The 20,174-nt window shown below is 68.7% G+C and carries 23 protein-coding genes and 2 pseudogenes; 15 read left to right on the top strand and 10 right to left on the bottom strand.

Features of this window, described 5'->3' with window-relative positions; genetic code table 11:
* Positions 1-61: 61 nt before the first annotated feature.
* The 3 genes and pseudogenes from MICSW_RS06650 to MICSW_RS06660 all read right to left on the bottom strand — a co-directional run.
* A pseudogene (locus MICSW_RS06650) lies at positions 62-466 on the bottom strand (NAD-dependent epimerase/dehydratase family protein); the annotation flags it as partial.
* 66 nt (positions 467-532) lie between these two features.
* A complete protein-coding gene (locus tag MICSW_RS06655) occupies positions 533-1,573 on the bottom strand; it encodes an LLM class flavin-dependent oxidoreductase (protein WP_464497936.1) in 1,041 nt (346 codons plus the stop codon).
* 28 nt (positions 1,574-1,601) lie between these two features.
* Positions 1,602-2,171 carry a GNAT family N-acetyltransferase gene (locus MICSW_RS06660; RefSeq protein WP_228178658.1) on the bottom strand — a complete coding sequence of 190 codons (570 nt, stop codon included), beginning with the start codon at positions 2,169-2,171 and terminating at the stop codon, positions 1,602-1,604.
* 123 nt (positions 2,172-2,294) lie between these two features.
* On the opposite strand from MICSW_RS06660, the gene MICSW_RS06665 reads away from it, so the two are divergent.
* Both MICSW_RS06665 and MICSW_RS06670 read left to right on the top strand, forming a co-directional pair.
* Positions 2,295-2,756, top strand: a complete 462-nt coding sequence (locus MICSW_RS06665) for a hypothetical protein (protein WP_228178659.1) — start codon at positions 2,295-2,297, stop codon at positions 2,754-2,756.
* 96 nt (positions 2,757-2,852) lie between these two features.
* A pseudogene (locus tag MICSW_RS06670) lies at positions 2,853-3,532 on the top strand (GNAT family N-acetyltransferase).
* A 43-nt stretch (positions 3,533-3,575) separates the two neighbouring features.
* On the opposite strand, the gene MICSW_RS06675 reads toward MICSW_RS06670, so the two are convergent.
* Positions 3,576-4,793: an FxLYD domain-containing protein gene (locus MICSW_RS06675; RefSeq protein WP_464497944.1), complete on the bottom strand. Its 1,218-nt coding sequence runs from the start codon at positions 4,791-4,793 to the stop codon at positions 3,576-3,578.
* A 132-nt stretch (positions 4,794-4,925) separates the two neighbouring features.
* Here MICSW_RS06675 and MICSW_RS06680 point away from each other — a divergent pair, with 132 nt between their 5' ends.
* Together MICSW_RS06680 and MICSW_RS06685 are read left to right on the top strand one after the other, a co-directional pair.
* On the top strand, positions 4,926-5,111 hold the full coding sequence (locus MICSW_RS06680; RefSeq protein ID WP_228178661.1) for a hypothetical protein: 186 nt from the start codon (positions 4,926-4,928) through the stop codon (positions 5,109-5,111).
* A gap of 167 nt (positions 5,112-5,278) precedes the next feature.
* Complete coding sequence (locus MICSW_RS06685) at positions 5,279-6,286, top strand: PQQ-dependent sugar dehydrogenase (RefSeq protein WP_464497948.1); 1,008 nt, start codon at positions 5,279-5,281, stop codon at positions 6,284-6,286.
* Positions 6,287-6,301: 15 nt separating this feature from the next.
* On the opposite strand, the gene MICSW_RS06690 is transcribed toward MICSW_RS06685, so the two are convergent.
* Positions 6,302-6,985: a YoaK family protein gene (locus tag MICSW_RS06690; RefSeq protein ID WP_295795135.1), complete on the bottom strand. Its 684-nt coding sequence runs from the start codon at positions 6,983-6,985 to the stop codon at positions 6,302-6,304.
* Between the two features lie 132 nt (positions 6,986-7,117).
* Between MICSW_RS06690 and MICSW_RS06695 the strand changes: the two genes are divergently transcribed.
* From MICSW_RS06695 to MICSW_RS06705, 3 genes are read left to right on the top strand one after another with little or no spacing between them, the layout of a single operon-like run.
* On the top strand, positions 7,118-7,306 hold the full coding sequence (locus MICSW_RS06695) for a hypothetical protein (RefSeq protein WP_464497951.1): 189 nt from the start codon (positions 7,118-7,120) through the stop codon (positions 7,304-7,306).
* Complete coding sequence (locus MICSW_RS06700) at positions 7,306-7,809, top strand: HNH endonuclease family protein (protein WP_464497953.1); 504 nt, start codon at positions 7,306-7,308, stop codon at positions 7,807-7,809. The genes MICSW_RS06695 and MICSW_RS06700 overlap by 1 nt, the downstream gene beginning before the upstream one ends.
* A 55-nt stretch (positions 7,810-7,864) precedes the next feature.
* A complete protein-coding gene (locus tag MICSW_RS06705; protein WP_464497956.1) occupies positions 7,865-8,290 on the top strand; it encodes a TIGR02611 family protein in 426 nt (141 codons plus the stop codon).
* Between the two features lie 430 nt (positions 8,291-8,720).
* Here MICSW_RS06705 and MICSW_RS06710 read toward each other — a convergent pair whose 3' ends face one another.
* Entirely contained in the window at positions 8,721-9,173 is a 453-nt protein-coding gene (locus MICSW_RS06710) for a hypothetical protein (protein ID WP_228178666.1), read from the bottom strand.
* Positions 9,174-9,426: 253 nt separating this feature from the next.
* Between MICSW_RS06710 and MICSW_RS06715 the strand changes: the two genes are divergently transcribed.
* The 3 genes from MICSW_RS06715 (at position 9,427) to MICSW_RS06725 (ending at position 14,312) form a co-directional block, all read left to right on the top strand.
* Positions 9,427-11,412 (top strand): NHL repeat-containing protein, encoded by a 1,986-nt coding sequence (locus MICSW_RS06715; RefSeq protein ID WP_464497961.1) that lies wholly within the window; start codon positions 9,427-9,429, stop codon positions 11,410-11,412.
* Between the two features lie 610 nt (positions 11,413-12,022).
* Positions 12,023-13,699, top strand: a complete 1,677-nt coding sequence (locus MICSW_RS06720; RefSeq protein ID WP_464497963.1) for an MFS transporter — start codon at positions 12,023-12,025, stop codon at positions 13,697-13,699.
* Between the two features lie 229 nt (positions 13,700-13,928).
* On the top strand, positions 13,929-14,312 hold the full coding sequence (locus MICSW_RS06725) for a GyrI-like domain-containing protein (RefSeq protein ID WP_464497965.1): 384 nt from the start codon (positions 13,929-13,931) through the stop codon (positions 14,310-14,312).
* Here MICSW_RS06725 and MICSW_RS06730 read toward each other — a convergent pair.
* Positions 14,288-14,443, bottom strand: coding sequence for a hypothetical protein (locus tag MICSW_RS06730; protein ID WP_464497967.1), 156 nt, complete (start codon positions 14,441-14,443; stop codon positions 14,288-14,290). The genes MICSW_RS06725 and MICSW_RS06730 overlap by 25 nt on opposite strands.
* Before the next feature lie 3 nt (positions 14,444-14,446).
* On the opposite strand from MICSW_RS06730, the gene MICSW_RS06735 reads away from it, so the two are divergent.
* Entirely contained in the window at positions 14,447-14,731 is a 285-nt protein-coding gene (locus MICSW_RS06735; RefSeq protein ID WP_464497969.1) for a hypothetical protein, read from the top strand.
* 25 nt (positions 14,732-14,756) lie between these two features.
* Here MICSW_RS06735 and MICSW_RS06740 read toward each other — a convergent pair whose 3' ends face one another.
* Complete coding sequence (locus tag MICSW_RS06740) at positions 14,757-15,047, bottom strand: hypothetical protein (protein ID WP_464497972.1); 291 nt, start codon at positions 15,045-15,047, stop codon at positions 14,757-14,759.
* 270 nt (positions 15,048-15,317) lie between these two features.
* On the opposite strand from MICSW_RS06740, the gene MICSW_RS06745 reads away from it, so the two are divergent.
* The 4 genes from MICSW_RS06745 to MICSW_RS06760 all read left to right on the top strand — a co-directional run bounded on the left by MICSW_RS06745 (position 15,318) and on the right by MICSW_RS06760 (position 17,824).
* A complete protein-coding gene (locus MICSW_RS06745; RefSeq protein ID WP_228178683.1) occupies positions 15,318-15,977 on the top strand; it encodes an NUDIX hydrolase in 660 nt (219 codons plus the stop codon).
* A 147-nt stretch (positions 15,978-16,124) separates the two neighbouring features.
* Positions 16,125-16,610: a KH domain-containing protein gene (locus MICSW_RS06750; RefSeq protein WP_464497974.1), complete on the top strand. Its 486-nt coding sequence runs from the start codon at positions 16,125-16,127 to the stop codon at positions 16,608-16,610.
* On the top strand, positions 16,607-17,329 hold the full coding sequence (locus MICSW_RS06755) for a hypothetical protein (RefSeq protein ID WP_228179533.1): 723 nt from the start codon (positions 16,607-16,609) through the stop codon (positions 17,327-17,329). The genes MICSW_RS06750 and MICSW_RS06755 overlap by 4 nt, the downstream gene beginning before the upstream one ends.
* A gap of 96 nt (positions 17,330-17,425) precedes the next feature.
* Positions 17,426-17,824, top strand: a complete 399-nt coding sequence (locus MICSW_RS06760) for a hypothetical protein (RefSeq protein ID WP_464497979.1) — start codon at positions 17,426-17,428, stop codon at positions 17,822-17,824.
* A gap of 62 nt (positions 17,825-17,886) precedes the next feature.
* Here MICSW_RS06760 and MICSW_RS06765 read toward each other — a convergent pair whose 3' ends face one another.
* Positions 17,887-18,921 (bottom strand): ECF transporter S component, encoded by a 1,035-nt coding sequence (locus MICSW_RS06765; RefSeq protein ID WP_464497982.1) that lies wholly within the window; start codon positions 18,919-18,921, stop codon positions 17,887-17,889.
* 235 nt (positions 18,922-19,156) lie between these two features.
* Entirely contained in the window at positions 19,157-20,026 is an 870-nt protein-coding gene (locus MICSW_RS06770; RefSeq protein WP_464497985.1) for a DnaJ domain-containing protein, read from the bottom strand.
* Positions 20,027-20,174: the final 148 nt, after the last annotated feature.

The following is a 20,174-nucleotide window of genomic DNA, read 5'->3' on the forward strand; positions in this document are numbered from 1 at the left end:
AGGGATCGCCGGGCCCGAGGATGAGCCCCGGCCGGGCGATGAACAGCCGATCCCCGATGGCATCCACCGTCGCCCGCTCGGCGGCGACCTTCGCATCCGCATACTGAGAAAGGTCGCGCGGGTCCACGAGGTCAGCCGATTCATCGGCATCCGGCTCGTCGTTTCGCGCATAGACGGAAACGCTCGAGACGAGGGTCCAGTGGGCGGCGTCGTGCGAGAGCGCTCGAAGTGCGCCGGTCACGAGTTCGGGCGCGTACGAGAGCTCGATCACCTCATCCCACGGGCCGGTCACTTCGTCGTACGCCGAGGGCTGCGTGCGGTCGGCGCGGACGAGGCGCACGCCCGGGGGAGCGGATCCCGCGCTCCCTCGGGCAAGGCACACGACCTCAGCGCCCTGCTCGTGCCACGCCCGGGCGACGCGCGCTCCCAACCAGGCGGTGCCGCCCAGCACCAGCACCCGAGTCACGTCGTCAGCCAACCAGAGACGGACCGATCGATGTGTGTTGGTTCGCTGCGGGCTTACCGCGCTGAGTCAGGCAGTGACGGTGTCCCGCGTCGACTTCCAGCCCAGGGCCGGTGCCACGTGGGTCGCGAAGGCCTCGACGATTCGCAGGTTGAACGCAACCCCGAGCTGGCTGGGGATCGTGAGCATCAGGGTGTCGGCCGACTGCACGGCGGCATCCGCGAGCAGCTGATCGACGAGCACATCGGGAGCACCTGCGTAGGTCTTCCCGAACGTCGAGCGCATCCCGTCGATGTAGCCGACGCCGTCGCCGTCTTGGCGGCCGCCGAAGTACATCTCGTCTTCGGCTGTCGTGATCGGGAAGATGCTGCGGCTGACCGACACGCGCGGTTCGCCAGCGTGACCTGCGCCGCGCCAGGCTTCGCGGAACGCGTCGATCTGCTGTGCCTGAAGCTCATCGAAGGGGAGGCCGCGATCCTCGGTGAGGAGGGTCGACGACATGAGGTTGACACCCATCCGTCCTGCCCACTCGGCGGAGTCGCGGTTTCCGGCACCCCACCAGATGCGCGAGCGCAGCCCGGGGGAGTGCGGTTCGATGCGCTGCATCCCGGAGCCGCCGCCGAACGGGCTCATGGCGTCGCGCTCGGCAAGTCCGGCACCCTCGACCGCCTTCAAGAACAGGTCGAAGTGCTCACGGGCGATGTCCGCACCGCGGGGATCGGTCGAACCGGTGTAGCCGAACGCTTCGTAGCCGCGGACGACGGTCTCGGGTGACCCCCGGCTGACGCCGAGAGCGAGTCGACCGTCGCTGATCAGATCGACGGATGCCGCTTCTTCGGCTAGATACAGGGGGTTCTCGTAGCGCATGTCGATGACGCCGGTGCCGACCTCGATGCGTTGCGTGCGCGCTGCGATGGCGGCGAGCAGCGGCATGGGAGACGACTGCTGCCTCGCGAAGTGGTGCACACGGAAGTACGCGCCGTTGACGCCGAGATCATCCATGCCCTGGGCCAGATCGATCGCCTGGAGCATGGAGTCCTGCGCAGTGAGGATGTGTCCGCCGCCGAGGGGGCCGTAGTGGCCGAAGGACAGGGTTCCGAATCGCTGCATGTCGGTGTCAACCTTCGAGGGGTGGTTTCTATTCCGGTGAATGGACCGAGGTGAGAGCGAGGTCGAGAGCGAGGACGTAGTCGTGCTCGAGGCGATCCCCGACCTGGAAGCGCTTCGTGCCGATCCGCACGAAACCCTGCTTGGCGTAGAAGCGCTGTGCGCGAGCGTTCTCCTGATTCACGCCGAGCCACATCCGGGTCGCGCCGCGGGTGATTGCCTCCTCGGCGGTGGCTCGGAGGAGCCCCGCGGCGATGCCGGTGCCATGGGCGCCCGGGAGCGCGTAGCACTTCGAAAGCTCGCTGACGCTCCAGTCTGGGGTCGGTGCATTGAGGCCGAGTGCGGCGCGAACGTCGGCATCCGTCGGTGGGGCAGCGACGAGCATCGTGTAGCCGACCAGCCGCCCCGCGGGATCCACGTCAACGAACAGCACGCGGCCGGGGTCGCTCAGGTAGGAGGTGAAGGATGCTTCGCTGAGGTTATCGTCGATGAAGCGGCGCTGGTCCTCGGCGGTCGAACCGGGCGGGCAGGCCAGGGGGAAGGTCGCGGCGGCCAGCTCGTGCAGAGCGGCGGCATCGGCGGGTCCGGCGCGTCGGATCATGCTCGTATTCTCCCGCGGCCTCAATGCCCACCGCGAGTCGCCGGAGTCGCTAACGTGAGCGTCATCGCCGCACGATCGCCGCAGAGGCGCGGTCGATCACGGCGCGTGACCCGGAGTGTGCCCATGTACGTGCTCATCATCCTGCTGCAGACGCTGATCCTGCCGCTTGTCTCGGGCGGCATCCAGCTGCTCGTCGCCGGCGGGAATCCGTGGCTCGTCTTCGGGCTGTGGTGGGGGTTCTGGGGCGTCGGCATCCGTCTCGGGCTGGCAGGACTCAGCCAGATCATGAAGCCCGACCGCACCCGCAAGATCCTGGAGATCGACGCGACCGACGCGAACCAGGTGGTGCAGGAACTCGGCTACGCGAACCTCGGCATGGGACTGACCGCGCTCGCGATTCCGTTCCTGCCCAGCTGGGGGGTGCTCCTGGCCGTTCCCGGCGCCCTGTTCCTCCTGTTGGCCGGGGTGCGACACATCGCGAAGCCGGGCAAGAAGCTCGCCGAGCAGGTGGCGACGTGGACGGACCTGGTCGTGTTCCTCGGGGTGCTCGCCGGCGTGATCGGTCTCGCGATGGTGGGCTGGTGAGCGGCGCTTTGTGAGCACAGCCATTGTGAGGGCAGCCATTGTGAGGACAGCACTGTGACGTTCGAGATCCGTCCCCTCCGTCTCGATGAGATGGCGATGCCCGTGGAGTGGGCAGCCCGCGAGGGCTGGAATCCGGGTCATTCGGATGCCGGGCTCGATCACCTGGCCGACGTCCGTACCGTCGGCCTGGACGGTGTGGTCGATCAGCAGCACAACTACCGCAGGTCGGGGTTCGTCCTCGCCCACCGCAACGTCCGGTACGCGGGGGTCGCTCCGCTGCGGGTGGTCGCGACGAACGGGCGGCGGAGCATCACGCTCGTGCCGGCAGCGGATGTCGATCCTTCGGCTCTGGAGCGCTACGACGCCGCGCACTTCGGCGCGAAGCGCAGCGATTTCCTCCGTGCCTGGACCACCGACTCCAGCCACCGCGCCTTGGTCGCCGTCCGTGGTTCAGACGACGGAACGGCAGGCGACGGGACCGTCGGCGACGTCGCGGGGTACGGGGTCATCCGACCGTGCCGAGATGGATTCAAGGTCGGCCGCTGTTCGCGAAGGATGCCGCCACCGCGGCGCAGCTGATCGAGGGCCTCGTCCAGGGCGTGGCGCCCGGGGCGGCGATCTTCCTCGATCCACGCACCGTCAACGCGGAGGCCGTGCAGCTGGCGGAGAGCCTCGGGATGCGCCCGGTGTTCGAGACGGCCCGCATGTACCGTGGCGAGCCCCTCGACCTCCCGATCGACGAGGTCTTCGGCATCACGACGTTCGAGCTGGGGTGACCCGTGCCCGGAGTCAGCTGACCCTCGGAGCTCGGTATCAGACCTACAGGGAGGCGAATGCTTCGAAGACCGTGCCCTCGGGGAGGGGATCCCAGAAGGTCGCCTCGAACTGCACCTTCGTGCCGTCGCTGGGCAAGCGGTCGACATAGGTCCATGCCCCGCCGATGATCTGGCCCGAGGTGTCCCGGGCGACCACGGTGATCTGCACGAGTTCCTGGTCTTCCTCGAAGTCCCCGCTGACCGTGCCGGTCACGGTTGTCGAGAAGTCATCGGATGTCGCGGCGAGGTCGCCGAGCGTGAACTCCCCGGTCTCGGCGAAGGGGGAGAGGATCGCGTCGGCAGCGGTCGGGCCGATGACGTTGAGGTCGACGATCTCGCCGGCGCCGACTTCGTAGAAGTCGCCGACGAGCGCGGCCTCACCCGACAAGATGACGCGGTACTCGTTCGAGGTGTCGAGGATCGTGCCGTCCGCGCCGATCGCCTCGACATCGATGGTCGCGAAGTCGAAGATGTAGTCCTGGTTGGGGTTCTCGAACATCACGACGTACCACCACGTCTCGGGATCGAACTCGTACCGGCCGAACGACCCGTCGGTGATCACGATGTCCTGGGCGGTCGTGACGTCATCCGCGGGCTCGTCGTCTTCGGGCGCGATCGTCTCCTGCGCGATCTCGTCCTGTATCGCGTCGTTCAGGACGGCGCCGCCGATCCACAGGAACGACAGCGCGATCATGACAACCGAGATGATCCCGCCGACGACCGAGAGGATGAGGGCTGTGATGCTCATGCCGGTGCCGCCCTGCTTCTTGCTGATGAGGGCGATGAGGGCGATGATGAACGCCGCGAGCAGGACGAGCCCGGCGATCCAGTTCACGAACGGGATGAATGCCATCACGACACCGACGATCGCGAGGATCAGGGCGATGATCGCGAGCGTCTTGGGCCGGGTGTCAGGGGCCTTCGGCGGTGCCGGCGGGACGCCGTAGCCTGCCGGCGGATAGCCGGGAGCGCCCGGAGCAACGCCGTAGCCGGGCGCCCCGGGTGCGGCCCCATAGACCGGAGCGGCGGGCGGAGCTCCATACGGTGTCGTTGGGGCCGTGGGATACCCAGCCGGTGGCGCGTACGCCGGCGGTGCCGCGGGCACGGCGGCGGGCGATTCGGGCGCGGCAGCGGGCTCCGGTGCCGGCGCCACGGGTGGTTCGGCTGCGTCCGGCGCCGGGTTCTGCGGTTCTTCCAGGCCGGCGGGTGTGTCGTTCGACATCGGTCTCTCCCCTTCACTCGACGCTGAGCGCCGCGGCATTCCCCCGCCGCAGTACTGACGTTAGCGGCCTGGCCTGCGGGGCAAAAGCGCATTTCCCGCGCCGCGAGAGTGAGGGCTTCGTAGGCTGGGACCATGAACAAAGGCACTCTCTGGACCGTCCTCGGAGTCATCGCCGCGATCGTGATCGCCTGGCTGCTCGTGGAACTGCTGTGGGGTGTGGCGATGCTCATCCTCAAGCTCGCGGTGGTCGCCGTCGTCGCCGTCGTCGTCTACTTCGTCTTGCACGCGGTGTTCGCGAGGTCGTCGTCCTCAGAATGACCGTGCGTCGCCGGCTTCGGATCGCTGCCCTCGGTGGGGGAGCGATGGCGGCCACGCTCACCCTGACCGCGTGCGTCGGCGGCGCTGGACCCGTTACCTCTACCTCTCCCTCCGCCACCGCCGATGCCCGTAGCCCTCTCGTCGCTGAATCCAGTCCGACCGCGACCGTGTCCGCCGAGACCGCCCTGTGGCGCACGGCTGGTGCGCCGGCCGCGCTGGCGGGGTCGCTGCGGGTGCCGTGGTCGATCGTCCCGTTCGCCGACGGCACCCGGATCGTGAGTCTGCGCGGCGGCGCGGTGCTCGAGGTCGACGCGAGCGGGTCGACCCGCACGATCGGCACCGTCCCGGACGTGAACGTCGGCGGAGAGGGGGGTCTGCTCGGTCTCGCCGTCCTCGAGACGGATGCCGAACCCTGGCTCTACGCGTACCTGACGAGCTGGAGCGACAATCGCGTCATCCGGATGCCGCTTGTGGGTGAGCCGGGAGAACGCAGCCTCGGCCCGGCAGAGGTGGTGCTCGAGGGGATCCCGAGGGCGGGGAACCACAACGGCGGACGCATCGCGTTCGGCCCCGACGGGTACCTCTACATCGCCACCGGGGATGCGGGAAACACCGGGGCCTCGCAGGACCCCGCGTCGCTGGCGGGGAAGATCCTGCGCGTCGGAGTGGACGGGATACCCGCGCAGTCCAATCCGTTCGGCAATGCCGTGTACTCCCTCGGTCACCGGAACGTGCAGGGTCTTGCGTGGACCGCCGACGGCACGATGTGGGCGACCGAGTTCGGGCAGAACGCGACCGACGAGATCAACCGCATCGTCGCGGGCGGGAACTACGGCTGGCCGGTGCACGAGGGCGCGGCCGGCGACCCGGCGTACATCGATCCGGTGGTCACGTGGACGACGGACGAGGCAAGCCCCAGCGGACTGGCCGCCGCCGGTAGCACCCTGTTCGTCGCCGCGCTGCGGGGTGAACGCGTCTGGCAGGTCGACGTCGACGCGAGCGGTGCCCTGAGCGACCCGCAACCCCTGTGGGTCGGGGAGTTCGGCCGCATCCGTGACGCGGTGATCGACGGAGACGAGCTGCTGCTGCTCACGAACAACACCGACGGTCGAGGCTCCCCGTCGGGCGACGACGATCGCCTCCTGAGTGTTCAGATCGTCGAAGCAGCCCCCTGATCCGCGGCGTTCCTCTCAGGCCGGACGCGGGCGCGCGGCGACGAGGATGCCGGCCAGGACGACCGCCGCGATGACGCCGACCCAGAGCGCCGGCGACCCCACGGTCGCGTAGACGGCGGCGCCGCCGACGGCGCCGACGGCGATCCCGAGCCAGAGCGCCAGATAGCGTAGCCAGCTCGTGCGATCGCCACCGCGGAACGCGCCGACGATCCCCTCGCCGATCTTCACCAGGGCTCCGGTCATGTAGGTGATGCCGAACGAGGGTTCACCGCGTCCGCTGAAGACGGTGTTGACGGCCCCCATCGCGAACGAGAGGCAGACGGCTGTGGGGGCAACCCCCATGAGTGCTGCGCCGGTGAGGGCGTTCGGGTCGACCGGCGGCGCACCCGAGAGGAGGGCGCCGATCGCGATGACGCCGGCGACGCCGACGAGGATGATCCCGCCGCGATCGCGACCGGGGGAGCTGACGATCGTGCCACCCATCACCCCGAGCACGAAGCCCAGGATCACCAGGAACCCGAAGCCCGCGGCGGCGAGGTCCCCGCCTGCCAGCTCGACCCCCGACTGGGTGGTGTTGCCGCTCATGAACGAGACGAAGTATCCGCCGAGGTAGACGAAGGCGATGCCGTCGATGTATCCGGCGAGGATCGCGAGTGCAACGGCGATGGCCAGCCGGAAACGCGTGAGCGACCTGACCACGACGACCCTTCCGGCGGCGCATTCCTCCACACCGACCTGCCCCAGAGTATCGGCCCGTCGATCCGGCTCGTGGCCGGCGATGTCTGTCGGCAGACCTAGAGTCGAGGGCGTGGAAGAACCGGCGGACACCCTGTGAGACGAGCGGTGATCGTGCTCGGGATTCTCGCCGCTCTGGCGGGGGTCGTCGTCATCGCGGTGATCAGCTGGAGCGCGGCCTCTCGGCCGGGCGGGGAGGCGCGGCGGAACCCGGTGACTGCGCCGGCGATCGATGCCGCGTCGGCGCAGGAGATGCTGTCGCGGCTGCCGACGGTCTCGGGGTAGTGGACGCGCCATACCAGCGTGATCTGTTCGGAGAGCGCTGGGCCGACGTCGACGGCAACGGGTGCGACACCCGCAACGATGTCCTCGCCCGTGACCTGTCGGCGGTGGTCTTTCGCGAGGGGAGTGGCGAGTGCAAGGTCCTCGAGGGGGTGCTCGTCGATCCCTACGACGGGCACACCGAGAGCTTCACGTCCGGGGAGCAGACGTCCCCTCTCGTGCAGATCGACCACATCGTCGCATTGGCGTGGGCGTGGCGCCACGGCGCTGATCGGTGGTCGGATGCCGAGCGCCTCGTCTTCGCGAACGACCCGGCGAACCTGGTGGTGACGGCGGATGAGATCAACTCCGCCAAGAGCGACTCGGGCCCGGCCGAGTGGATGCCGCCGGCTGCGGCATCCGTGTGCGGATATGTGATCGCCTGGGTGAGCGTCGTCGATGCCTACGACCTCGGGATCACCGGCCCCGATCGCGAGGCGGCGCGCTCAGCCCTGACGCGCTGCTGACCCCGTTGACGCGGTACCCAGGGACCTCGCGACTTCGCTTGTTAGCGTCGTCGCCATGCCCCCCATCTCTGGTTCGGCACGCACCATGCCCGATCTGGACGCCCCGACCGGGCGCAACGGGTCCACGGCGCTGGAGCAGGATATCCGTGCCGAGATCGCGGACGCCGAGCGCGAGGACCGCCCGATCAGACGGATGCTGCGCACAGCGCGCGCGTGGGTTGCGCGGCATCCGCGGGTCGAGATCGCCTACCGTGTCGGCGTCGCCGTCGTGGGGACGATCATGACCCTCGGCGGACTCGTGCTGGTTCCCTTGCCGGGACCGGGCTGGCTGATCGTGTTCCTCGGACTCGCGGTGCTCGGCACAGAGTTCCACTGGGCGCGCCGGCTGTCCGGGTGGGTCAAGCGGATGCTGGATCGGTTCTGGCAGTGGTGGCGTCAGCGTCGCGCGGCTCGTGCCGCTCGCGAAGCTCGCGCAGAATAAGAGCCCAGGCGAGGAGGAACGCCCGCTCGTCGAGCCGCCGTCGACGCATCCAGCTCGTGACTTCTGCGTTGCACTTGCTCGCGTTGCAGCTGCCGCAGGCCGGAACCACGTTGTCGAGCGGCCGCCGCGCGAGATCGGAAGCACGCAGTCCTTCTGGAGGGCGAGACCCGCGCGTCCGCAGTACGCGCACCGCCCCCACGCATCGCGGATGAGTATCCATTCGGCGTCGGTGAGGTCGCTTCCCGATGCTGCGACACGTCGGGCGCGGCGGCGCGCAACGCGGGCACGGCGGGTGCGTGGGGCAGCCATGGGATTGACCGTAGCGCCCTCCTCCCGCGGCAGCGTCACGAAACGCGCACGCCAATCACGCATCGACGCGGCGCGTGCGTTCCACCGGCGTTGGCGAGACGGCCACCGGTCTTGCGCTGCGTCAGCCGGCGGCGCGGTGGACGAGATCACGCAGGGTCGCCTCGACCTCGTCGGTGACCTCGACGACGGCGAAGGCTGTGGCCCACATCGCGCCGTCATCGAGCAGGGCGTCCTCGTTGAAGCCGACGCTGCCGTAGCGGGTGTCGAACTTCGACGCGGGCTGATAGAACACGACGACCTTGCCGTCTCGCGCGTACGAGGGGAACCCGTACCAGGTCTTGGGGTCCAGGTGCGGTGCCTCTTCCCGCACGATCCGGTGAAGCAGCTCCGCGACCGCCTTGTCTGTGCCGTTCAGTGCGGCGATCGCATCCACGCAGGCCCGCGCTTCCTTCTCCTTCTTCGCCGAGCCTGTGCCGCCGGCGGCCTGCTCGCGCAGCTCGGCGGCGCGCTGTTTCATCGCCTCACGTTCTGCGTCGCTGAAGCCATCCGTTGAGGTGTCACGCTTGTCGGCCATTCGTGGGGTCCTTTCTGGTGCCGCTGACATCGAAGGTACGGGCTGCTGCGGTCGGGCGCTTCTCGATTCCTACTCGACCCGCGTGGCTGCCCGGAGCGAGAGGGCCGCGGCGGGGAGCGGTCAGCGAAAACACAGAGGGATTCGTGACCGAATCTCGACCTGAACCTCGCCCACGCCGGCCACCGGGCGCTGCTAACCTGCCGCGTGGGACGGACCCGACGACCGGACCCAGACACCTGACGGAGTGAATTCGATGCGGAACGTTGTGCGCCAAGACCAGCCCCACCCGATCGAGTCCGACGACCGAACGAGCACCCGATCCCCGGGGCGGCGCATGATCGGCGCCGTCGCGCTCGTGACGGCATCCGTGCTCGCGCTGGCAGGCTGCTGGGCACCTGCCGAGCCCGATGGTGAGGCATCCGCCGTGAGCGGTGCCGTCGTTCCCGTCGTCGACGGGGCAGCAGTATCCGGCTGGGAGGTCTCGGCATGGTCGGCTGGTGCGGAGGGCGAGCCGGCGTCGCAGATCGGGTCGACGTCATCCGATCGCGACGGTGAGTTCGTCGTCGATCTCGGTTCCGTCTCGCGGGGCGACGATCTGGTCTACCTGCTCGCGACCGCCCCCGGCGGTGACGACACGACGATGACCGCGACCTTCGCCGCCATCATCCCCGCGGATGCCACAGCTGTCGTCCTCAACGAACGCACGACCATTGCAGCCGGCTATGCGCTCGCGCAGTTCACCGGTCCGGACGGCGTCGAAGGTTCTGCGCCGGGCCTTCCCAATGCCGCCGCGATGTACACGAACCTCGTGGACGCGTCCACCGGTGATTACGGGGCGGTGCTGACCTCTGCGCCCAACGGCACGCAGACCGAGGCGCTTCCGACGTTCACCTCGCTCACCAACATCCTCAGTGCGTGCGTCGTGGATGCTGACGCGTGCCGCGCCCTTGTCGACGCTGCGAGCGCTCGGTCGGATCAGCGGTCCGTCGATACGTTCCGTGCTTTCGCTCAGATCGCGCGCGACCCCAGCGCTGCCGCATCCGCACTGTACGACCTGTCGCTGACTGTGGCGGGAGACCGCCCGGGTCTGATGGCGGCCCCTGGCGCCTGGACCCTCGCGCTTCGCTTCGACGGCGACGGGCAGACCCTCGACGGTCCGGGTAACTTCGCCATCGACCCCGACGGAAACATCTGGGTCAACAACAACTACGAGTACGGTGCCGACCCGCAGGACCCCACGTGCGGCAGTGACCTGCTGTTGAAGTTCGCGCCCGGCGGCGAGATGGTCGGCAAGTACACGGGAGGCGGGCTGAGTGGTTCGGGCTTCGGCATCGCCTTCGATCCGTCGGGTCAGCTGTGGGTGAGCAACTTCGGTTTCGCCGGCGAAGGATGCACCGAGCAGCCGCCGCACAACAGTGTGTCGCTCTTCTCGATCGAGGGCGAGCCGCTCTCACCGCCGGTGACCGGGTTCACCGCCGGTGAGCTGGCGTGGCCGCAAGGCATGGACGTCACTGCCGCGGGAGACGTGTGGAACGCGAATTGCCAGACCGGCACGGTCACCGTGTATCCCGGGGGCGATCCCGAGCAGGCGATGACCCTGGATGTCGGTCTCGACCAGGCGTTCGGTGTTGTCGACACCGGGCAGCACGTCTTCGTGAGCGGCATCGCGAGCAGCTCGGTGGCGGTCTTCAACTACGACGGCACGCTCGTGGGTGACGCGCCGCTTGCAGGGGATGAGTTCGTGTTGCCGATGGGTGTTGCCTCCGACCCGGAGGGCAACGTATGGGTCGCCAACTCCGGCTCCACGACCCTCCCGTGCCCGACGCGGCCGATCTCGTCGGGGCCGACCGGTTCGATCGCGCTCATCGACGCCGACGGGCAGACGGTGTCGGGCCCCTTCAGCGGTGGCGGGATCACCCGGCCGTGGGGCATCACGACCGATGGCAACGGGAACGTCTGGGTCGCGAATTTCTCCGACCAGCGCGTGTCGGCGTTCTGCGGGACCTCGCCCGACACTTGCCCCGGCAGCCTGTCGACGGGTGACCCGATCTCGCCGGATGCCGGGTACGCGTTCGACGGCCTCGTCCGCAACACGGGACTGATCGTCGACCCGTCGGGCAACCTGTGGATCGCCAACAACTGGGAAGAGGTTCCGCTGCAGACGAACCCCGGCGGTCACCAGATCGTCGCCTTCGTCGGTCTCGCCGCCCCCGTCGAGGTCCCTCCCTTCTCCGGCTGAGTTGTCCCTCCTCCGGCTGAGTTGTCCCTCTTCCAGCCGAGTTGTCCCTTCTCCGGCTGAGTTGTCCCTTCTCCGGCTGAGTTGTCCCTCTTCCAGCCGAGTTGTCCCTCCTTCAGCCGAGTTGTCCCTGAGCGGTGCATGGGGGACGAACCCACAGCATCCGTACCGAGCCCACAGCTTTCTGCCGAAGGATCGTGTGGGTTCCCGAGTTAGGTGTGGGTTCGGCGGTGGTCCGGGGCGACCAGGGGCATCCAGCAGGCATGAAGGGATGAGGCGGATGCTTGCGCGGGGCATCCCGCGGATGTTACGTTTCTCGACCCACAACGACGTGCCCAGGGGTAACCGTCAGGTCCCCGAATCGACGGCACGCCCCCGAAACCGCTGTATCTCGGTAGGTCGGGGGTCGTTGCCCTGCCCGCCCCCGCAGCCCCCTCTGACGCGCGAGCCCACCCTTGGGCGCGAGCCCACAGCATCCGTGCCGAACCCACACGTTCTGACCACCGAAACGTGTGGGTTCGCGCGGGAAGGTGTGGGTTCGGCAGGATGGGCTCGCGCGATCGGGCCCAAGAAGGTGTGGGTTCGGCGAGGGGGTCTGTGCCAGGCTCGGATCGTGAGCACCAGCACGGACCTTCGCGTGACACCACCGACACGTCGCGAGTGGCTCGCCCTCGCGGTACTGTCGACGGGGCTCGGGCTGATCGTCCTCGACGGCACGATCGTCGGCGTCGCCCTCCCTGTGATCATCGCCGACATCGGGCTGGACCTCACCGACGCGCAGTGGGTCAACAGCCTCTACGCGGTGCTGTTGGCAGCTCTCCTGCTCTCGACGGGCAAGCTTGCCGACCGGTGGGGGCGCAAGCTCCTGTTCCAGGTGGGGCTTGTCGTCTTCGTCGGCGGCAGCATCCTGGCAGCGATGGCGGATGCCGCGGGGCCGCTCATCGCGGCGCGCGCCGTGCAGGCGATCGGTGCCGCTCTGATCATGCCGTCGACGCTCTCGACCGTGAATGCGGTGTTCCGCGGCAAGTACCGGGGCGCGGCGTTCGGGGTGTGGGGTGCGGTGATCTCGGGAGCCGCTGCCATCGGTCCGTTGGCCGGCGGCGCCCTCACCCAGTGGGCCTCGTGGCACTGGATCTTCCTGGTGAACATTCCCCTCGGGGCTGCGGTCTTCATCGCGGGCCTGCTCACGGTGCCCGAGACGAAGGGCGCGAAGGGGCGACCCGGAGCGGATGTCGACGGCGCGCTGCTGAGCGCGATCGGCTTCGGCGCACTCGTGTTCGCTGTCATCGAGGGGCCGCAGTTGGGCTGGTGGGCACCGACAGGCGAGTTCTCGGTCTTCGGATGGCAGTGGCCGGCGGATGCTCCGGTGTCGGTGGTACCGATCGCCTTCGCGGTCGCTGTCGTGGCGCTCGTGCTGTTCGTGGTGTGGGAGCGTCACCGCGAGAAGGTGCGCCGTTCCGCGATCCTCGATCTGAATCTCTTCCGCCTCCCGACCTTCACCTGGGGAAACGTCACGGCAGCGATGGTGGCAGTGGGGGAGTTCGCGATCATCTTCGTGCTGCCCCTGTATCTCGTGAATGCGCTCGGCCTGGATGTCATGGGCGCGGGGCTGGTCCTGGCCGCGATGGCGCTCGGCGCGTTCTTCTCGGGCGCATCGGCGAGGCACCTGGCGGCGCGCTTCGGCTCGCCCGGAACCGTGCTGATCGGACTCGGGCTCGAGGTGGTCGGGGTCGCCGTCCTCGCTCTGCTCATCACCGGCTCCAGCTCGGGGTGGATCGTCGCGATCCCGTTGGTCGTCTACGGTCTGGGGCTCGGGCTTGCGTCCGCGCAGTTGACCGGGACGGTGCTGCAGGACGTGCCCGTCGATGTCTCGGGTCAGGGGTCGGCAACCCAGAGCACGGTTCGGCAGGTCGGGTCGGCCCTCGGTACGGCCTTCGCGGGTGCGGCGCTGGCGGTCGCCCTCGCGCTCACGCTGCCGGCCGCGCTGACTGATGCCGGCATCACGGGGTCGAGTGCGACCCAGCTCGCCGACACGACCCGGCAGTCCGCGGGAACGACGATCAGTCAGTTGCGTGCCGAGGGGACGAGCAGTCCGCTCGGTGACCAGACTGCGGCGGCGGTGACGGCGCTTTCGAACGGCTTCGCGGATGCCACACGTTGGTCACTTCTCGTGGCGACGGTGTTCCTGCTGCTCGGATTCGTGGGTGCTCTCGTCGTTCGCCGTGCTGCGGCACGGTCGACGGGTGCGGCGGTCTCGGCATCCGATGCCCGCATGGGAGGGCAAGGATGAAGTACGACCTCAAGAAGGACCGGAAGGATCTGTACGCGCCCGGGTCCCACGATTTCGTGCGCGTGACGGTGCCGCCCCTGACCTATCTGGCCATCGACGGTCACGGCGACCCCAACACGGCAGCCGAGTACACGGATGCCGTGAGTGCTCTCTATGCGTCGGGTATGCCATCAAGTTCGCCTTCCGGGCCCGCTCGGGTGACGACTTCGTCGTCGGTCCGCTCGAGGGGTTGTGGTCCAGCGACGACCCGTCGAGCTTCGTCGAGCGCCGCAAGGATGCGTGGGACTGGACGATGCTGATCCCGTTGCCGCCGGCAGTGACGGATGCCGACATCCGTGTCGGACTCGACACCGCAGCCCGCAAGAAGCCCGAGCTGCCGATCGACAGGGTCGCGGCGCGCACGATCGAGGAGGGGCTGTCGCTCCAGATCCTGCACGTGGGTTCGTACGATGCGGAGACCCCGACGCTTCGGCGCCTGCATGCGGAGCTGATGCCGGCGCAGGACCTCACGTTCAACGGGCCGCACCACGAGGTCTATCTCAGCGATCCGCGACGGGTCGCCCCCGAGAAGCTGAGGACGATCCTGCGTCAGCCGGTGCGCGCGATCGACTGACGGAGGTCCGGCAGGAATACTGCCGGACCCGTGGCGATCACGCGACCGGCACCGACTCGGCCATCGCCGATGATCGCGGCCTCGAGTGTGCGTAGGCCGGCGAAGGTGTAGGCGGCTGCCGGGCCGATCATGCGATGCACACGCTGAGCACCCGGATGTGGGGATTCACCCACGATGTTCTTCCGACCCCGTCGGCATCGGAGGCCGCGTCCGACGGCGTGTCGGTCGCTGCATCGGAGGAAGCCGCGCTGACATCGCTTTCGGCATCCTTTCCCCATATCGTGCGGATGGCGCTGACGGCCCCGGGCGCCGCGGGCGGCTGCGACGCGGATGCGGAGTTCCGTTTCGCTCTCGACATCCTTCTCGAGGCGTTCGAGCAGCGCCGGCTCTCGGGATGGAGCTCGACAGAGGGGCGCTGACCGCGCCGGTCAGTGATCGAGTCGGTCACTGACGCTCGCCACCGCGCCAGGATCCGACCGGCCGCGCCCGGTGCGCGGTCAGGATCGCGGGACCGAGCGTGGCAGTGGCTGCCGCCATCGCGGCAGTCCCGACGCCGGCTGCCGCCGCGAAGGCTGCGTCGGCGTCTGCGCGCGCCGCGTCAGAGGGGATGCGGACGACCGCAGCTCGTGCAAAGGCGAGATCCATGTCGGCCTCGAGGTCGGCGAGGGTCGCTTCGGCAGCAGCGAGGTTCGCCTCCGCACTCCAGTTGTTGCAGAGCGGTGACCACGGGTTCACGCGCAGGCAGTCCGCGTGACCGGTGGCGAACTCGCGCAGTCGCTCTGTCTCATCCTGCGCGTCGACGACGACATCCTGTCCCGAGGCGGGAAATGTACCAGCCTCAGCCAGGTCGAGGGTCGCCCGTCGTAGCCTGGACGGATGACACGCGACTCCCGTGACGCGGCGGGGCCGGTGGGCGCCACGCCCGGGGCCCGGCTCGCTGCGGCTGCCTCCGCCGGGCATCCGGACGCACGCCGGCAGCTTCTTCAGCTCGTGTCGACCGACCCGATGGCCGCGCGCCGCGACAGCCTGGCTGCGCTGCTCGGGCTTCCCGATGACCCCGATGCGAGACCCGCTGCCGTCCTCATCCTGTTCGGGGTTCTGGATGACGCGCCGAGCGCCCACCGGGCGAGTGCCGCAGCCGTCTCGCGGGATCTCGACGTGCTGTTGTTGGCGCGGGCGACGACGCTGCGTTCGCACGCGGGCCAGGTCGCCTTTCCCGGGGGTCGTCTGGAGCCGGATGATTCCGGTCCCGTCGCCGCTGCGCTACGCGAAGCCCAGGAAGAAACGGGACTGGACCCGGACGGAGTCGATGTTCTGGGCACCCTCGCCGAGGTGCCCTTGCCGTACTCCTCTCATCGCGTGACCCCTGTCTTGGGGTGGTGGCGCGAGCCGTCGCCGGTGCGCGCTGTCGATGTGGCCGAGTCGGCGGCGGTCTTCCGTGCGCCGGTCGCCGACCTGCTCGATCCCGCGAACCGCGGATGCACAGTCATCGATCGCGGCCCTCGCAGACACCGCGCCCCCGCGTTTCAGGTGCGCACCGAGACCGGCGAGCACCTGGTCTGGGGGTTCACCGCCATGCTGCTGGACGGCTTGTTCGACCGCCTGGGATGGACCGAGCCGTGGGATCGGATGCGCCGGCTCGCGATCCCGAATCTGTTGCCCTAGGCGAACCGGTCCCGGCAGGCGGTGCTGCTGCTGTGACGCGGCTGGCGTCGGCGCCGCGCCCCGGCCTGTGAGTAGTTCTTACTCATTGCAGTGAGGGGGAAGCCACTCGATGCTGGGTGGGTCCCTGACTGGTCTAAGGAGATCTCCATGTTCCGTCGCAGCCGCGCACTCGCAGCCACAGCCACTGTCACGACCCTGTTCGCCGCATCTCTCGTGCTCTCCTCGTGCACGAACCCGATCGAGCAGTTCATCGAGGATCAGACCGGCGTCTCGATCGACAGCGACGGTGACGGGAGCGTGACCGTCGAGAGCGAAGACGGCGAGATGACGATCACGGCGGGAACCGAAGTGCCCGACGATTTCCCCGGCGAGGTCCCGCTGCCGTCGACCGGCGCCCTCGAGTCATCGGTGGCGATGGCGGGAGCCTGGAACCTCACGTACACCGGTGTCGACGAGACGACGCTGGACAGTGTCGTCGGCGCTCTGGAGAGCGCCGGATTCGCCCAGACCTATGAGATGACCGCTGGCGACTATGCGCAATCGACGTGGGACAACGGCACGTGGACGGTGAGCCTGATTTGGGATCTGTCCTCTGACGGCGCGCTCAACATCAGCGTGGTCGCGACGCCGTGATGCTCGGGGCAGGTGCCAGAGGTGTCACAGGTGCCGCGCGAGCTGCCGGCACCGCCATTGCGCTGCTCAGCATCGCCGCTCTCGCGAGCGCGTGTGACGGCAGCAGTGCGCCGACACCCTCGCCGACCGATACGTTGCTCGCGATCGATGGTGCCGGCGCGGGCGGCTCGGACGGTTCCGGGGCAGGTGAGGGCGCGGCGAGTTCGGGGGAGGGCTCCGCGTCCTCATCACAGCTCGGCGCTGCCGGCACCTGCCCCGTCGGCCGGTGGGTCATGGACAACGAGTCATGGGCCGCGGCTCTGGGGGAGATGATGCGCGCCGAGATCCCGGGGGCCGAGGTGCACGTCACAGGCGAGCTGTGGCTGGACTGGAACCGTGACGGCACCTATGTGATCACGGCTCGATCGTCCGAGTACGTCATGACAGGGTCGACCGATGGTTCATCGTTCGTCCAGACGATCTCCCACGACGGCGTCGAGACCGGTGCGTGGGCTGCGGCGTCGGCATCCGCGTACGACCTCGTCGCCCAGGATCAGGCGCAGATGGCCTCGGCGGTGTCGATCACCGCGGGAGGGGTCACATACGCTCCTGACCCCTCGGAACTCGCGCCCGAAGCGTGGACCGGACGACTCGAGGTCGTGTGCGGCCCCGAGGTGATGACCACGACCGCGACCGGCGACGGGGGATCACTGTCGGCGGATTTCCTGCCGCGCGGGTGAGTCCGCGGACGGCGCCGGAGGGGAGCGCGGCGGTTCGCGGATGTCGCTCGGGTAGGGGGCGTGGCGAGGCGAGAGTATTGGTCAGTGGGGCATCGGGTGGCGGCAGTGGCCGCGGGTCTGCTTGCGGGAGCGGTGTTGCTCACCGGATGCAGCACGTTCTACTCCGAGAAACTCCGGGACCTACCGCCTGAGGCGTCGAGCGTCGAGTTCGACGGGCTGGACCCGAAGCCGGCGGTCGTATGGGCAGACAACGGCGAGGACTGGTTCGTGATCACGTGGGGCAGCAGTTCATGCCCGAATGCTCCGGTGTCGCTGGACATGACGGCTCCCGGCCAGTTCAGCATCGAGCTCCGGAGCGAGGGTGGGCCGGTGTGCACGGCGGACCTGGGGCCGACGACTTTTCGGATCGCCGCGCCCGACGGTGTGACGCCCGCCGACTCGGTGGTCGTGGACATCGGTCCCGGTACGCTGCTCGAGCTGGAGCCGGTCGGGTAGCCCGATCACGCATCTCCTTTCCCGACGGCTTCCACTTCCTGCTCACACGGGGGCGAGCGCGGTCAGCGGTAGGCGTCGGCTGTGTCGGGGACGGGCGCGAAGACCTTCGGGAATCTCACGTGCATCGTCGAGGGGATCACTTCGACGCCGCGGGCATGAGCGGGCAGTGCGGCAAGGACATAGGGGAGCACGGAGATGGCGATGAATCCCGCGATGAGCTTGTCCATGATCGAGGTGAGGATGTTGGCCGAGAGCACGGCGCCGATCACTCCCTGCCCGAGGGCGAGCAGGTTCGCCGCGATTCCCTGGGCGCCCTCGTTGATGGATGCCCCGCCCCACACGAGAATGATGATCGGCGTCGCGACGATTGTGCAGCTGATCGCGACGATGATGCTGAGCAGGAAGTATCGCAGCGGGGTCGTGCCCAACCGCCACGATCGCACGCCGTAACCCCAGATGAGGGCGCCGACGATGTTGACGATCATGAACGGCAGGCCCTGCCATTCCCAGAGCGCGAGGGCCCCGAGCGAATGGCTCAGGATCGCCACCGCGACACCGAACCACGGTCCGACCGCGATCGCGGCGATCGCGGTGCCGATCATGTCGAGGTAGAGAGGCAGCGCGAACGTGACGGCGAGTCGCGATCCGCTCACATTGACCAACGCGCAGCAGATCACGATGAGGGTCAGCAGAGTGAGGGTCGCGCCGCGTGCACCGAGAGTCCGGGTGAACCAGTTGTCCCGGTCGCCATCCGCGGGTCGAGGCGACGGACGCGCGGCGAGAGCCGGGGCTGCTGTTTGAGCGCCGGGTGGCACGCCGTTTTCGTCCGCTGCGGATGCCAACGCAGCAGTATCAGCGCGCCGTCGCCGGGTCTCGTCGGCGCGGGCCCGGATGCAGTACTCTCGCCACCTCGCGGCACCTTCGGCATCCTCGCCCAGCACGGTGACGATATCGGCGATGAGGTCCGGATTGATTCTGTGCCTGCCCGGCTGGAACGCGTCGTAGATCGTGGTGCGCCCGACGAAAGCTGTCGATCCCGTTTCGCCGCGGCTCTGGCGCAGATCGCGGACCCGGTCCGAGATCTGCGTGTAGCTCACGTCGCCGGCATTCAGTCTCAAGAGCTGAAGTTCCGCGACGAGACGGTCCATCACCCTGACGTGCTCAGGGTGTTCCTCGATATGCACGGTTGTCCCCCGGACCCTCGACTGCCGACCCCCTCGGGCCTTGATCGAGAGCGTACCGAACTCCTCCGACGCTGTTCGGCTTCGTTCGGCAAGACGCTGTCGCACAGAATGCGGGCACGCACCGCACTTGGGTGTGGAACTGGTTCCGCTACTCGCTGGTGCCGTCCGTCGTGGCGGCATCCTGATCCCGCCACGACCCCAGGTGCTGCCGAAGGTCATCGAGAAGCTGTTCGGTTGCGGGGGCGAGTGAGGCCGCGATGTCGCGGAGCGCATCGGATGCGGCGCCCGCGAAGGCTGTCGTCGACTCCGCGGCCGACTCCCAGACGGCGCGCCAATCGACGGATGCCTCGTTGACGCCCGCGGTGCGCGGGTCGTCCTCGCAGCCGATGGCGTCGGCATCCGCGTCGAACGACGGCGAGAACCCGACATCCGTCGAGAGGATCGGGCGCCCCAAGGCATCCCATACCTCCGCGCAGGACGCGTAGAGGTCTGTGCCGACGGGGGAGTCGGCCGGTGTCGGCACAGCGATGGCGGCGACCTCTTCGGTCGGTGCCGATGTCGAGAACGACGGGAGGAGGATCGCCATGGCGACGAGCACGGCCACAGCGGCACCCAGCAGGGCGCGCCCGCGGCGCCGCACTCGCCGCTTCCCACGCGGGGGCTGATCCGGTCGGCTCTTCGATGTGGGACGGACTGGTTCCGGTTGCGGATGGGCGGTGCGCGCTTGTGCTGAGGAGGGTCGCGGCGGAGATGGGGCCGACACATCGGCCGGCGGATCGGGGATGTCGCGGCGGCTCAACTCCTCATCGTGACATCGTCGCGACTCCGGATCGATGAGCACCGAGTATGCGTACTCGAGCTCCTGGAAGCGTCCGGCAGTATCGATCCCGGTGTTCACATCAGGGTGGATCTCGCGGGCTCTGCCGCGGAAGGCACGGCGGATGTCGGCATCCGTCGCGGAACGGTCGACGCCGAGCACGCGGTAGTGGTCCACCTGCGCCGCCGATCCGGTCGCCATCGGCACCGCCCCTCTTATACCCCGCTCGGCTGTCGAGGCTAGTCGTGGCCACGACCGCTCCATCCCGATGCACCGTTCCCGAACGATCCCGGACGGCTCGATGCACACTCGGCGTGAGGCGGCGTTGATTGACTCGAAGCACGAGTCT

It is taken from the genome of Microbacterium sp. SW12 (assembly GCF_055391095.1).